The organism is Ahniella affigens (assembly GCF_003015185.1).
In the GTDB taxonomy this organism is placed as follows: Bacteria; Pseudomonadota; Gammaproteobacteria; order Xanthomonadales; family Ahniellaceae; genus Ahniella; species Ahniella affigens.
In genome coordinates this window covers 5,535,907-5,550,293 of record NZ_CP027860.1, presented here as the reverse complement: position 1 = coordinate 5,550,293, position 14,387 = coordinate 5,535,907, and the positions used below count along the sequence as shown (strand labels likewise).

Below are 14,387 nucleotides of genomic sequence, written 5' to 3'. Positions count from 1 at the left end.
AAGTGAGAGCCCGCTCAGGGGCGCTGCTCCAGCTGGCGTCGCTCCACTATCCCGGGTCGCTGGAACTAAACTAAGCTGTCGGGCTCCGCGGTTCTCGCTTTCGAGCGACCGGCATCGGCTTGCCTTCACTTGCTCGGACAGAACCATTTGCCTCAGCGCACCCACCAACTCGTGCCACCGGACGACGATCGCATGCTGATCGCCCTGGTCCACTGGAACACCCGCCTGGAGACCCAAAGTTGTCTGGCGAGTTTGTTGCCGGCGGCGGATGCGGGGCATCGGGTGTTGGTCGTCGATAATGGGTCTGCGGTGGATGATGGGGCGCTTTTTCAGCGGTTGCATTCTGGTATCCGGTGCTTGCGACTGCCAGAAAATCGGGGTTATGCGGCGGCACTGAATCTGGCGCGGGAGCAATGCCTCGCGGGTGGGTATCGTGGGTTGCTGATGTTGAATGCGGATTGTGTGGTCGAATCTGACACGGTCGCGCAGTTGCTGATCGCGAGTACGGCGCATCCGGATGCGGTGCTCGCTTGCCTGGTGTTGAATGGCGATGGCAGTGCGATTGCGATGCCGGAGAAGTTCTTGCATGCGGATGGGCGCTGGCGCAAGGGTCGGAACGATCGCCCGATCGACCATCGACCGGACCAGTACGCGGCAATGTCGGCGATTCAATCCGCGCACGGCGCAGCCTGGTATGTGCCGCGCGGGCTGCTGGCGCGGCCGTTTCTTGATGAGCGTTTTTTCTTGTATTGCGAGGAGACTGACTTCTGTTTGCGCGTGGCGAAGCTAGGCACCGCCACATGGCTCGTGCCGACGGCGCGTGTCCGGCATTGCGGCCATCTGAACAGTGCCCGCAGTCCTGCCATGGAGCGGTTGCTCGACTATTACCGGAGCCGCAATGAGATTGAGTTGTGGCGTCGACATGGCGGGGCTTGGTGGTACTGGATTGTGTTGCGCAAGGGCATCAAGGTGCTGGGACACGCGCTGCTGCTGAAGCCGGGCACTGGTTACCTCGCGCAGGCTTGGTGCGACGGTGTTCGTGGCCGCCTGGGCAAGCGCTACGCGCCGGAGTCGTTATGGCCCTGAGTGCACTACGGCAGATTTATGGGCGACTGCTCAGGTTCGGTCGTTGGCTGCGGTCATTCGTGCTGGCGCGACGCATTCAGCACGGGGCCCTGACCATTGTGCCGGATCGGCTGATCGGCCCGGAATTGGCGCTGTGGCAACAGCAGGTCATCGCAACGATTCTGAGTTTGCCCGCGCATGCCATGCCTGCCTGCAGGCTGGCGCTGCACGAGGCATCGTGCCGCACCAAGGGCGATTCGCCGGTTCGGCGCATTCGGTTTCAGCCGGAGCATACGCTCGTCAAGCCTGGCGGCAGCGACGCGGCGCATGCCCCTTCCACGAACACGCCCGTGGCGGATTCTGGTCAGTCGTACTTGTTCCGGCTGCTGCATCAGTCCGCGCTCGCCAAGGCCGACCTGATCCTCGACTACAGCGCCAGCAACTTGGCGCACTGGCGCGCGAGCGGGCAACGGCCCGACTTGCTCGCGCGGGCTCGCTGGTTTGCGCCCCTGGTCCTGCCGATCCGTCACGACGAGCACCCGCGCCGCCGCGCACGTGTCACGCTGTTTTCCGATCCAAATGTCGGCCGGCGTGCGGTGTTTCGCGCTGAAGCGCGCACGCGTGGCTTGCCGGTGCAGAACGCAGGCGGCGCGTATCGACAACGTCAGTTGATGGCGTTGCTGGACGACACGCACATACTGATCAATCTGCGCCAATCCGAGCACCACGACACGCTGGAAGAGCTTCGCGTGCTGCCCGCACTCGCGCGGGGCGTGCTGGTGATTAGCGAGGATGTGCCGTTACGCGACCGGATTCCGTACCAGGATTGTGTGATTTGGGCGCGTCGATCCGAAGTCCTCGACGTATTGGCCGTGGTGGATGCCGACCGCGAACGCTACTGGCGCGACATCTTCGGATCCGGGCGTTGCGCTGCGCGTCTGCGGGCGCTCGCCGCAGACAATCGAAGTGTGTTGGCCGAATTCCTCCAGACACTTTGAACCCATCGCACTTGCCTTGCTGACAGGCAGAGCGGAAGATGCTCGATCCCTGCCTTGAGTTCCCACTTGCTGCCCAACTTGACCGCCGCGCATCTGTTTGAAGCCATCCTGGCGATCGCGCTGGTGTTTAGCTGCCTGCTGGGGCTCCAGGTCATTCGCGAGCGGCGTCCACCTGCGGTGACGTTGGCGTGGGTCGCCGTACTCGTGTTGCTTCCCATGCTGGGCGTTCTGCTCTATCTCCTTTTTGGCACGCGCAAGCGCTGGGAATTGCGTGTTCGGCAGCGACCGGTGATCGGCTGCGAAACCGCCGTGCGTCCGTTTGACGACGCGCATGTGCTGGACCGCATGTTGCGCCGCTTAGCGCTGCCCCCTGCATTGAGTGGCAATGACATCCGTTGCAGTTGGCGGCCGGAAGTGGCGCGACGCGATTTGCTGGATGTGATCGACGGCGCGACCGAACGGCTGTGGATGTTCATCTACATGTTTGAGGACGATGCGAGCGGCGCCTTGGTGCTGGACGCCCTGATTGCTGCGGCCAGCCGCGGCGTGCGTGTCCGCGTGATGGTTGATGACCTTGGCTCGTTCGGCTCGCTCGCGGCCGGACGTCGTGCGCTGGAGGCCGCCGGCGGTCGCATGGTCCGCTTCAAACCCGTTTGGTATGCGCTTCGAAAGCGCATGCTCAACCTGCGCAATCACCGCAAGATTGTGGTGGCGGATGGCCAAGTGGCATGGACAGGTGGGCGCAATGTCGGCGACCACTATCTCGCTGCGGGCAAGCACGAGTGGCTCGATTTCTCTGCAGTGATTCGCGGACCGACGGCGTTGGCGCTCGAAGAGATCTGCCGGAACGACTGGCGATTTGCCAGCGATGAGCCGCCCGATTCGTCGCCGGTCTGGGTTTCCGGACCACAAGGCAACGCGTGCCTGCAAGTGCTCCCGGCCGGCCCCGAGTATCGCGATGATGCGTGGCAGACGGCCCTCGTGAAATGCTGCTTCGAGGCGCACTCCCGGCTCTGGCTCGCGACGCCCTACTTTGTGCCAGACGAGACGGTGACGAATGCGGTGTTGACCGCGGCTCGCTCAGGGGTGGACGTCCGTATCTTGGTACCACACCGTTCGGACAATCTGGTGGTCGATCTGGTCGGTCGCAGCTTTCTGCGCGAAGTTCAACGGGCTGGCGGCAAGGTGTTCCGTTACAAGATCGGCATGATGCACGCCAAGGCCGTGCTGGTGGACGACACGTTGGCCATGTTTGGCTCGGCCAACATCGATGCGCGTAGTCTGTTCTTGAACTATGAGTGCATGGTCATCGGCTACGATGCCGAGACCGTGATTCCGGTCCAGGCCTTCTTCGAATATGCCTTCGCCCGCGCCAGCCGGGGCGTTCGCACCATTGGGCAGATTCGCGAGACATTGAGCTCGCTGGCCAGACTACTGGCGCCCCTGCTTTAGGGCGGGTCTGAATCAGGGCGCGCCAGCCCTAGGGATGGTCTGAATAAGTCCATCCTGGACTTTCAGACCCGCACCGAGTCCGGCACGTGTCCGGACTCAGTGCCCCAGAATCAAGCACTTGCGTGCTTGATTCTGGGCGGGCCATCCATGGCCCGCATCGCCTCTGAACTTGTTCAGAGGCTCCCTAGCATGCGTCGTCTCTGAACTTGGCCAGAGGCTCCTCAACGGGCATGACTGGCGACAGGGATTGTTCGAAATCTTCCAAGCTGCTTGAAATGTGAAAGACGCGGGCCGTGCGCCGTCGCAAAGTGCGGGCTATTGACCGCCGCATGCGTTGGGCGTCATCGAAAGGGAGTCTGGTCTTGAACAGCGCAAGTGCGCGAGATGGGAATAGCGAATTGGAACGCGCGCTTGGCGCTGGCGATAGCGAGATCGTGGGAGGCCCGCATGTGGCTCGATGCATATCGCCCTGAACCCATGATGCCGGCCGTGCTGACGGAGCCACACCGGCCCCGACTACCTCAGATCCGCCAGGTGTTGCTGGGCCCTGATACGTCGGCACGGGTCGAGCAAACGGCCTGGGTCGTCATTCTGAACTTGCGCGGCCGCGCCCGTGTGCATGGCACGTTTGGCAGTCTGCAGCTCGCTGGCCGGCAATGGCTCGTGCTGGAGGCTGAGTCCGTTGTGGCGGTCAGTACGCGGCGTCCTGGGCTTTGTGTGATGTTTGGCTTGACGGAGGCCGCGCATCAGCGACTGCTACCCGACCGCGACATGCGCATCTTGGCGGGCATCGGGCGCGTGACCAAGGAGATGATGAGCGCGCTGGCCACACTCTTGCGCGAACCAGACAACCAGGAGGGCTCGCACTGGCATCGTGACATGCAATGCGTGGCACTGATGCGAGCGTTGTCTGAGGCTCAAGCCAGTCTCCGCGGCCTGATGAGCAAATCGCCCGGAAAGTCGTGGCACGTTCGGCACAAGACGTTCGCGCGTCTGCAGCGCGCCTGTCTGATGATGGCCTGTCACGTGGAGCGGGACGTGAGCGTGCTGGCCTTGGCAACCGCGAGTAATTTCTCAGTCTGGTACTTTTCGCGGGCATTCCGGCGTGTCTATGGCGAACCACCGCATGCGTTTGCCACGCGCTGCCGACTGCGACATGCGGCGTGGTTGATGCGCTCGGAGTGGTACCCGGCGAGCGAGGTCGCTGGCATGTGCGGCTTCGATAATGCGAGTTCGTTCACTCGCGCATTCCGGCGGGAAATCGGCTGCACGCCGATGGCGTACCGGGCGCGCTGGTTGTTGGCCGAGGTTTGAGGTCGAGGTCGCGGGTCAGCGGTGTCAGTGCGAACGCGACTTTGCGATAGGCCGTTCGTCACTCCGATTGCGTTTTCATGCAGTTCTAGCGAACGGGGCGGGTGTCGGGGTGACAGAGGCGCCAACTTGGCGAGGTGGGAGGCTGTCGCTTAAGGGTACTGATTCGCAAGATTGCCCTGGATCCCGGAATCCGCTTCGCGGCTTCCAGGATGACGACAATAGGCGCTGTGTCTCCCAGGCTCAATTGCGCAGATACGACCGATGACTCAGGACTCAAGTAGATCGGTGTGAAGGAAACGGCCTTGGAACAACGGATTACGTGCTGCGTGACGATCGTCTTGGTTGCCTCGTTGTCGCGCTGATTCGTGCATCGAGCCGTTGCGACGATTTGCGATTCTGACGGTGGCACCTTGTCGCAAGTAGCCCCCTCCCCGGGCCCTCCCCCGCGATCGCGGGGGAGGGAGTCGGCTCCCTCTCCCACGCGAGTGGGAGAGGGCTGGGGAGAGGGCTACTTGCCACGCTGCGCCGTCGCAAGCATCCCGCATCGCCGCTGACCGTTTGAAGCACGAACAAGCGCACCAAAGGGGCGGCTGGCGTCCCACTGGCGTGGGAGAGGGAGCGCTCCCGCGAGCTCGGGGTGTCTTGAGAGGCGGTAACTTGCGATCAGAACAATGGGTGATCGTCTTTTTAGCGCGGGTGTCCGGAGAAACCATCTCGGTTTTGCGTATGAGAAGGGAAACACCCCTCAACGACGCGGAGCCACCCCATGCCAAGTACGCTCAAACCCACCCTGCTTCACGCTGCATTGGTCCTGGCCCTGGCAGGTTGTGGCCACGGCGACGCGGGAACTTCGTCGGGCGGCTTGGTCGCCAGCTCGGGCCGCAGCAAATTCATGAGTGAGCAACAACTGGTGGATGCAATCGCCAGCAACCTGCAAGCGTGCTCGTATGACGGCAAGCCGGTCACGATGAGCGCCCACGCAATGAGCCAAGGCGACGCCGGAGCCGGCGTCGATGTCGTGGCAGAAATCATGCGCTATACCGGCTTGCCGCAGAACTTTGAGGTGATTCAGTCCAACGATGTGCCCAATGCAGCCGCGGTGATTTTGCTGGGCGCCGATCAATTGCCGCGGCGGGTCATTGCCTACAATGACCGGTTCATGGACGACGTGCGCGGCGCGACATCCAATAATGATTGGGCGCCGATCAGCATCATGGCGCATGAGATCGGACATCATTTGAGCGGTCACACGATTCAGCCCGGCGGCAGCCAGCCGCCCACCGAGCTTGAAGCGGACAAGTTCTCCGGGTTTGTGCTGTACAAGATGGGCGCGCTGCTGCCAGACGCCACGAAGGCGATGAACACTTTGGTGCCGGACACCGACGGCCCAACGCACCCTGGCCGCAGCAAACGTGTGCGGGCCATTGAAGAAGGCTGGCAGCAAGCTTGCGCGCAGCAAGGCGGTGACTGCTCGGGTAAGGCGCCCGCCGCGGTTGCAGCCAATATGCCAGCGAGCGCACCATCTGGCGCGGACACCAAACCGGCAGCCGTTTCTGCGCCGCCAGTGCCGGCTTCGGACACCAACGTTGGCCGCGACGATCTGGGCGTTCCCGCCTTGCCGTCTGGCAGCAGCGACGATGCCTCTGACCAGCCCAACGTGCTCGCGGGTGTGGGGCCGGTGGACGTGTTGCCTGTGCCGGACGTGGCGGCCACCCCAAGCAAGTTTGGCAAGTTTGTCATCGACGAGATCGGTTTACTGGACCCGGATGCACGCGCCGCGTTCGAGCAGCAGATGTATGCGCTCGCGGCGCAGCATCCGGTCGAGATCGTGACGATTCTCGCCAAGGATCTGCAGGGCCTGAGTGCAGATGACTACGCCTACGCCATGATGCGTCAGCTGCGCGTCGGCAAGCTCGACGTGGGTAACGGCGCGGTGTTGGTGATGGCGCCGAACGACAAGCAAGTCGGCTTGGCTTTTGGCCCAGGGATCATGCTGGAGATGCGCGACTACATCGCGCTGGAGCGCGATCGCATGCAGAGTTTCCTGGAAATTGGCGTGCCCTATTGCAAGTCGCGTTGCAATGCCGACCAAACCGAGATGGCATTCGCAGCGGCCGAGCATATCGGTCATGACGCTGGTCTGTCCGATTTCGTGATTCGTTATCAGCAGCTCGACGAAATTTTGGTCCAGGATGCAGCGATGAGCGCAGCCCGTGCCGACGGCAAGGTTGTCCCGGTTGAACAAGACCCGACGTGGCGGAAGCTCACGCGCGTTGCTGGCACCGTCGTATCCAGAGACCCAACTTCAAGCGGTCAGGCGAAGTGGATCAACGACATTCATGCCGATATGGTTGGCGCGCCGATCCATGTTCGATCGGATGATGGCCGCGATCTTCTGATGTACCTAAACGAGCACACTGAGCAACTGATGGCGCGCAAGCTGACACCAGGCCAGAAGTTCGTCTTTGTTGCCAGGTCCCACTTCTTGAGTCAGAACCCGGCTGATACGCTCAGCTTTGATGTAGTGAGTTTCGACCAGATGCCTTGACCGCGCCGAGAGGAGTTTAGTTGGCACGCGCCCAGGATCGATCGCACGTGCCACTCCGGCCTAACCCGTTACGCACGTTCAGCCTCAAGGGATGATGCAGATTGGTGTTTCGGGCCGCGGAATGCATGTTGCATTCGCCAAAATCTGCCACCGGCCACCGGGTGGTCCCGTCGGTCTGCTGCGGCAGCATTTGGAGGTCCCATTGGCTGGTTCGTAGTTGCCGCATCGGTCGGACAACCTGATCGTCGATCTAGTGGAACGCGGCAATCTTCGCGAAGTGCAGCGCGGGCGGCACTGTCTGCCGCTTCAAGCCAGGCAAGTTGAATGCAAGAATGGCGGTCGTTGATCGGGCCCTAACTTTGGTCGACTTAGCCGACATTGATGCGCGCAGCTTGTTCCTTAGTTGCGAATGTGTGATCAACGATTAAAACCAAAGAGCATTCAGCCGGTACAGACCAACGGTGAGTCAGGATTCTCTAGCGCCCAATGGGGCAAACACGCAATCGGCCGGATCTACGAGCGCCCTGACTCGCTTGCTCGTGCCGACGCTCTGATTGAATGCTTGGCTTCCGAGCTTCGCCAGACACACCCGATCGATTTGCCGATCGCGTCAGCACTTTGACTCATGACTGGCGACAGGGTTTGCTGAATTTGTTCCAAGTTGTTCGAATTCTGAAAGACGCAGTCGACATTGATTGGCAAAGTGACAATCAAGAGATGCCCGCATGCGCGCGGGCAACCGAACGGACAGGGAGTCCTGCTCATGCCCACCTTTCACAAAACAAGCCACGATGCAGCCAAGCATCCACCGCGCGGAATCAGACTCGTACACGGAGGCTGCCATGTGGCTGCATGATTACCGTCCCGAACCAATGTCTCCGACCTTGCTGGCTGAGCCGAACAGCCCGCGCCTGCCGCAACTTCGCAACGTTCTACTTGGGTCGGATGCCTCGGTGCGGATCGAGCAGACCGCCTGGGTGCTGATTTTGAATCTCCGTGGCCGCGCCCGAGTCCACGGTCCATTTGGTAGCCTGCAATTGCCCGGTCGCCATTGGCTGATTCTGGAGGCCGAGACTGCGGTCGCAGTCAGTACCCGCCGGCAAGGATTGTGCCTGTTGCTCGGCATGACCGAGCCAGCACACAAGCGCATGTTGCCGGATTGGGAAATGCGTCTCCTTGCCGGCATGGGGCGGATGTCGCGCGGCCTAGTCCGAATTTTGCGTACGGTATTGCGCGAAGCAACGACCAAGGCCGAAGCGGACTGGCAGCGCGAGATGCAATTTGCCGCAGCCCTGCGCGAGCTTTCCCGCAGTCAATCCAAGTTGCGAGCACTTATGGCGCGCGCGCCGGGCAAGTCACTGCAAGTGCGATTGAAGACGTTCGCCCGCTTGCAACGCGCCTGCCTGATGATGGCTTGCCAAGTCGAGAACGAAGCGAATGTAACGTCACTAGCAGCGGCCAGTCGCTTTTCGGTTTGGTACTTCTCACGCGCGTTTCGGCGCGTCTATGGCGAACCGCCGCATGCCTATGCCACCCGTTGTCGATTGCGACATGCCGCCTGGCTGATGCGCTCGGAATGCTATTCAGCGAGTGATGTCGCCAGCATGTGCGGCTTCGATAATGCGAGCTCGTTTGCGCGCGCGTTCCGGCGCGAGATCGGTTGTACGCCGAGTGCCTATCGCGCGCGCTTTCTTGCCAGTAGCCAAGGTCGAAATGAACTTGCGGCGCCTGGGTGCTAGATCAGGACGATCGGGAGGGTTTGAGCTTGTTGTGAGCCTCTGAGCGGAAGTCGCGTGTGTAATCTGGACAATCTCGGTGCCTGCAATGGACATCGACGAGCCTCAGAGTCGGCAGGTGCTGAGCGGTCTCCTGGGAACCGGCTCACTAAGGTGCGTGAGTGCGAAAACGCGCACTTAACATCTTGGAGCACGATATGAGAAAGCAACACTGCCTGAGCCAGGCCATCCGGATTGGCCTGCTCGCCCTGAGCGCGGGCATAATGATGGACAGCGCCCTGGCGCAGGATGATCAGGATGAGACCGAACTGGAAACGATCGTCGTCACCGGTTCGCGCATCAAACGCGCTGACATCGAGGGCGCACTGCCGGTGCGGGTGATTGACCGCGCGCAGATCGAGGCCTCAGGCGAGGTCTCGGTGGCAGAGCTCATGCGCAGTTCGACCTACGCTTCGTTCGGCAACTTTAACCCGCGCTCAGGCTCCAGCGGCCAGAACCAGGCCGACATCGATCTGCGGGGTTTGGGCTCCCGACGCACGCTGGTGCTAGTCGATGGTCGGCGCATTCCAAGTTCGCCGTTCGCCGGCAGCACGACCAACTTGAACACCTTGCCTCTGGCGGCGGTCGAGCGCATCGAGATTCTCTCTGATGGTGCCTCAGCGATTTACGGCTCGGACGCAATTGGTGGCGTCGTAAACGTCATCACACGTAAGGATTTCCAAGGCGCGGAACTCACTTACGGCCGCGGATTTACCAAAGTCGACGGTAGCGATACTGAGGCCGGGTCAGCGGCTTTTGGTGCGGCTGGCGATCGCGGCCGGGTCATGGCTTCGGCATCGTTTGACAAGCGCGATATCTCGTTCGCGCGCGACATGATTGGCGGTGACGTTCGCGGCTCCTCGGTCTTTGCGAACAACTATCGACTCGCCAATGCCGCTGGCACGGGTCCGACCGGCGCATTCATTCCGTTCCCAGGCTACGCGTGTGACGACGAAAACTTCTTCTTCACCAATCCAGGTGGTGCCGGCAATACCTGCGCCTACAATTTCAATGCGATTGCAGCAAACGCAGCCTCGTCCGATAACAAGTCGCTGGTGGTCAGCGGTGAGTATGAGATCAACGACAACTGGTCAACGTACCTGAATTCCAGCGTGGCGATGAACAGCTCGTTCGGCCGCTTTGCACCAGTGCCGGCAGAAGTGTTCGTACCTGAGAACTCGCCGAACGATCCGGTTCCTGGCGATGGTCGCGGGGCTTTTGTGCGCCATCGCTTCGCCGCTGCAGGCAATCGCGACAACACGGTCGACGAGCGTGCCACGGATTTGCTGATTGGCTTCAAGGGCCGCATTGCGGATCGCGTCGATTTGGAATTTGGTGCACGCCTGTTCGAGGATCAGTCCTACGAGCTCGGCCGCAACTACATTGTGCGGCCGATTGCCGAGCAGTACCTTACAGATGGGTCCTACGATCTACGCGATCCTTTTGGCAATTCGCAGGACATTTTGAACGCGATCAAGGCGACGGTGAATCGCGATGGCCACTGGCGCAGCGAGGAAGTGTTTGGTTCCGCCGCAATGGACTTGTTCGAGATGGCTGGCGGCGCGTCCAGCGTTGCCTTTGGCGCCGAGTGGCGTTCGGAAGACTTCAAGGATCAGTACGATAGCCTGTCCGAAGCCGGCGTGGTCGAAGGCAGTGCGGGCAACTCCTCGGCGGGTACGCGGCTGGCGCGTGCGGCCTACTTCGAGTGGCTCTTCCCGATCAGCGACAATCTTGAAGTGACTGCGGCCGGGCGCTTCGACTCCTACTCCGACTACGGCAGTGATTTCTCGCCCAAGGTCGCGTTCCGCTGGCAGCCGCTCGATAGCTTCACGGTTCGTGGCTCCTTCGGCCAGGGCTTTGCCGCGCCGCCTTTGTCGTACCTATCGTCTGGGCGCTCGTTCTCAGCCGAATCGGTCATTGACCTGCAGTCCTGCCTGTCGTTTGGTCGCACCGATTGCGCGGGCAACCCGCAGGTGCAGGTCGATGCGTTCCGAATCGGCAATGATCAGCTTGATTCGGAATTGTCCGATCAATACTCGCTTGGTTTTGCGGCCGATCCGTTCGAGTGGCTGGAGCTGACGCTCGACTACTACCGCACTCAGATCGAAAACCGGATCGTGTCGTTCGCCGCTCAAACCATTGTCGACCGCTCCTTGGATCCAACCCGCGGACCCATTCCCGCCGGGCTGGGCGTGACCCGTGATCCGGTGACCGGGGGCATTGTCGAGCTGCTGATTGGCTTTGGCAATGAAGGCGATCTGAAGACCGATGGTCTTGACCTTGGCCTCAGCACGCGCTTCGACTTTGGCAACGCCGGTGAGCTGCGCAGCAATCTGCAGGTGTCCTATGTGCACTCCTACACCCTTAACGATGGCGAAAACCTGGCTGGCAGCTTTGCCACCCCAGATATCCGAGCGGCTCTTCAGAACACTTGGAGCCTGGGCGATTTCGAAGTCAATGCCTTCAGCAATTTCATTCGTGGCACCGAGCCGGACAGCTTACATGTGGCGATCGGCGGTCTGAGCACACATGATCTGCAAGTCGCTTGGAATGCACCGTGGAATGGCAAACTTGCGCTCGGCGTGGAGAATCTGTTCGACAAGTATCCGAGCCTGGACTCGCGCTTCGACGGTCAGCCGTACAATACGTACCTGTACGATGCCTACGGGCGCACGCCGTATTTCCGGTACACACAGTCGTTCTAATCCCCTGAGCAGTTCTGAAACGGGGTAGTTTTGCAATGCTGTGCCGTCGCGTCGGGGCGACGGCACGCTGGAATCGGCTTTGGCGGCCCAAATTGCGGGATCGCAAAGGTCCCTGTTGGCAGCGGTTTCCGCGTGGTCCGCCACTGCAGTCCGCAATCGACCGACTCTCTCTGTCGGGATTGTTCGCAGCCTGTGACGATTTGTCGACATTCGTTCCCGAAACAATCGGCAGAACCACGACCATCTGCACATGCTCTGAATGGGAAGCGCGCTAGTCTTTCAGGCTCGGCTGGCCTGACCTCTGTTTGTGCCTTGTTGGAATGGCACGCGTGTTTGGATCAGACTTGGCCGGACTAAGCTGGCGCGATGCGTCTGTCGATCAGCAATGGGTCGCAGTCAATACCCATCGTTCAACTCAAAATACGGAAACCATGCAATGCCTGTTTCGCAACGAATTCTTCCGACGCTGTTGTCATTGGGCCTTGGTCTAGGCTTGGCCGGCTTGGTACAAGCCGATGACGCTGTGTCTGGTAAACCTGTGTTTGGCAGCTTTGGAATCGCACTTTTGCATCGCGACCTGAACGTCCTGCCTGGCGATGATTTCAACCGATACGCCAACGGGATATGGCAGGACACTTACCAGTTGAAGGATCACGAAACGCGGTATGGCGCATTCACCCTGCTGAGTGACCAGGCGGAAATTGATGTCCGGGCCATCATCGAAGGCATCACGGATGATGATGCCAAGCGAGACCCCGAAGCGCAGCAGGTTCGCGACCTGTATCGCAGCGTGATGAATATCGAGGCGCGCAATCAAGCCGGCCTGAAGCCCATTCAGAAAGCGCTCGACCAAATCGCGCAGATCAAGAACTCGAAGGACTTGGCCGAGGCTTTTGGCCGGGCACCGATTGATGGCTCGATTTCGCCGTTCTTCGGGATCATTGGTCCCGATCGCAAAGCGCCTGAGCAGAACGTTCTGTCGCTCATCGTGGGCGGGCTTGGCCTGCCGGATCGTGAGTACTACACGGACCCAGCGCCCCGCTTCATCGAGATTCGCAAGGCGTATCGGGCGCATATCGCCAAGATGCTGTCGCTTGCTGGTTTCGATGAGACCGACGCGCGGGCCGAATCGATCATGAAGTTGGAGACCGAGATTGCCAAGCATCTTTGGCCTCGCGCGGAGCTGCGTGATCGCGACAAGACCTATAACCTGGTGTCGTTCAAGGATCTGAAGCAGACGTACAAGGGCTTTGACTGGGCGCTGTACTTCCGTGCCGCCGGCATCAAGCATCCGCCGAAGTCGCTGAACCTGAATACGCCGAGTGCGATGCCGCCGATCGTCGCCCTGACGCAATCGCAACCTGTTGCGGTCTGGCGTGACTACCTGCGCTTTCACACCATCGATAACAACGCGCCGTTGTTGACCGAGGAACTCGACAACACCAGCTTTGCGTTCAATGGCACCGTGCTGGCCGGCCAGAAGGCGCAGCGCGAGTTGTGGAAGCGCGCACTCGATCAGACCGGCGGTGCGTTTGCGCTCGGCGACGCCGTGGGTAAACGCTATGTCGCCAAGCACTTCCGACCGGAGTCGAAAGCGGCCATGAGCGAGCTCGTGGAAAACCTGCGGGCGGCGTTGAAGCAGAACATCGCGAATCTCGATTGGATGAGCGATGCCACAAAAACCGAGGCGTTCCGGAAACTCAGCACGTTTCGGCCCAAGATCGGTTATCCGGACAAGTGGCGTGACTACAGCACCGTGACGATCGTCCCAGACAACCTGGTGGCCAATGTTCGCGCGCTGCGGGAATACAATCGCAATGATCAAGTCAGTCGTCTCGACAAGCCAACGGATCGCGATGAATGGCGCATGACACCGCAAACCATCAACGCGTACTACAACCCGACGTTCAACGAGATCGTGTTTCCCGCTGCCATTCTGCAGCCGCCGTTCTTTGATCTGAACGCTGATCCGGCCGTCAACTATGGCGCGATTGGTGCCGTCATCGGTCACGAGATGGGCCACGGGTTTGATGACCAAGGCTCGAAATCGGATGCCGATGGCATTCAACGCAACTGGTGGACGGCTGAAGATCGCAATCGCTTCGAAGTCAAGACGAAGGCCCTTGGCGCGCAGTACAACACGTACTGCCCTATCGATGGCCAGTGCGTCAATGGCCAATTGACGATGGGCGAAAACATCGGCGACCTGGGCGGCCTGTCGATGGCTTTGACCGCGTACCGGTTGTCATTGCACGGCAAGCCGGCACCGGTTCTTGAGGGCTTGAGCGGCGAGCAGCGGTTCTTTTTGGCATGGGCGCAGATCTGGAACGCAAAGTATCGCGAGGAAGCGCTGTTGAATCAGCTGCGGACTGATCCGCATTCACCGGCGCGCTATCGCATCAATGGACCGTTGCGCAACATGGATGCATGGTATGAGGCGTTTTCGGTCACCGACCAGCACAAGCTTTTCGTGAAGCCGGAAGATCGCGTTCGGATTTGGTAGGGAGCCTTTGAGCAAGGTCAGAGGCGA

At 60.6% G+C, this 14,387-nt stretch carries 8 protein-coding genes; all 8 read left to right on the top strand.

Annotation, left to right across the window (positions count from 1 at the left end):
* Positions 1 to 192 precede the first annotated feature (192 nt).
* Positions 193 to 1,086 carry a glycosyltransferase family 2 protein gene (locus C7S18_RS21475; RefSeq protein ID WP_146152061.1) on the top strand — a complete coding sequence of 298 codons (894 nt, stop codon included), beginning with the start codon at positions 193 to 195 and terminating at the stop codon, positions 1,084 to 1,086.
* Positions 1,077 to 2,063, top strand: coding sequence for a hypothetical protein (locus tag C7S18_RS21470; RefSeq protein WP_106893500.1), 987 nt, complete (start codon positions 1,077 to 1,079; stop codon positions 2,061 to 2,063). The genes C7S18_RS21475 and C7S18_RS21470 overlap by 10 nt, the downstream gene beginning before the upstream one ends.
* Positions 2,064 to 2,129: 66 nt before the next feature.
* Positions 2,130 to 3,515: a phospholipase D-like domain-containing protein gene (locus C7S18_RS21465; RefSeq protein ID WP_146152060.1), complete on the top strand. Its 1,386-nt coding sequence runs from the start codon at positions 2,130 to 2,132 to the stop codon at positions 3,513 to 3,515.
* A gap of 447 nt (positions 3,516 to 3,962) precedes the next feature.
* Entirely contained in the window at positions 3,963 to 4,829 is an 867-nt protein-coding gene (locus C7S18_RS21460; RefSeq protein ID WP_170113419.1) for a helix-turn-helix transcriptional regulator, read from the top strand.
* A 766-nt stretch (positions 4,830 to 5,595) separates the two neighbouring features.
* Complete coding sequence (locus tag C7S18_RS21455; protein WP_106893497.1) at positions 5,596 to 7,377, top strand: TPM domain-containing protein; 1,782 nt, start codon at positions 5,596 to 5,598, stop codon at positions 7,375 to 7,377.
* Positions 7,378 to 8,219: 842 nt separating this feature from the next.
* Positions 8,220 to 9,116, top strand: coding sequence for a helix-turn-helix transcriptional regulator (locus C7S18_RS21445; RefSeq protein ID WP_170113418.1), 897 nt, complete (start codon positions 8,220 to 8,222; stop codon positions 9,114 to 9,116).
* 194 nt (positions 9,117 to 9,310) lie between these two features.
* Positions 9,311 to 11,857 carry a TonB-dependent receptor plug domain-containing protein gene (locus tag C7S18_RS21440; RefSeq protein WP_106893494.1) on the top strand — a complete coding sequence of 849 codons (2,547 nt, stop codon included), beginning with the start codon at positions 9,311 to 9,313 and terminating at the stop codon, positions 11,855 to 11,857.
* Between the two features lie 436 nt (positions 11,858 to 12,293).
* Positions 12,294 to 14,360 carry a M13 family metallopeptidase gene (locus C7S18_RS21435; protein WP_170113417.1) on the top strand — a complete coding sequence of 689 codons (2,067 nt, stop codon included), beginning with the start codon at positions 12,294 to 12,296 and terminating at the stop codon, positions 14,358 to 14,360.
* Positions 14,361 to 14,387: the final 27 nt, after the last annotated feature.

Coding starts and splice junctions, on each gene's coding strand:
- C7S18_RS21475 (WP_146152061.1), top strand. CDS start 193: ATGCTGATCGCCCTGGTCCACTGGAACACCCGCCTGGAGACCCAAAGT.
- C7S18_RS21455 (WP_106893497.1), top strand. CDS start 5,596: ATGCCAAGTACGCTCAAACCCACCCTGCTTCACGCTGCATTGGTCCTG.
- C7S18_RS21440 (WP_106893494.1), top strand. CDS start 9,311: ATGAGAAAGCAACACTGCCTGAGCCAGGCCATCCGGATTGGCCTGCTC.
- C7S18_RS21460 (WP_170113419.1), top strand. CDS start 3,963: ATGTGGCTCGATGCATATCGCCCTGAACCCATGATGCCGGCCGTGCTG.
- C7S18_RS21435 (WP_170113417.1), top strand. CDS start 12,294: ATGCCTGTTTCGCAACGAATTCTTCCGACGCTGTTGTCATTGGGCCTT.
- C7S18_RS21445 (WP_170113418.1), top strand. CDS start 8,220: ATGTGGCTGCATGATTACCGTCCCGAACCAATGTCTCCGACCTTGCTG.
- C7S18_RS21470 (WP_106893500.1), top strand. CDS start 1,077: ATGGCCCTGAGTGCACTACGGCAGATTTATGGGCGACTGCTCAGGTTC.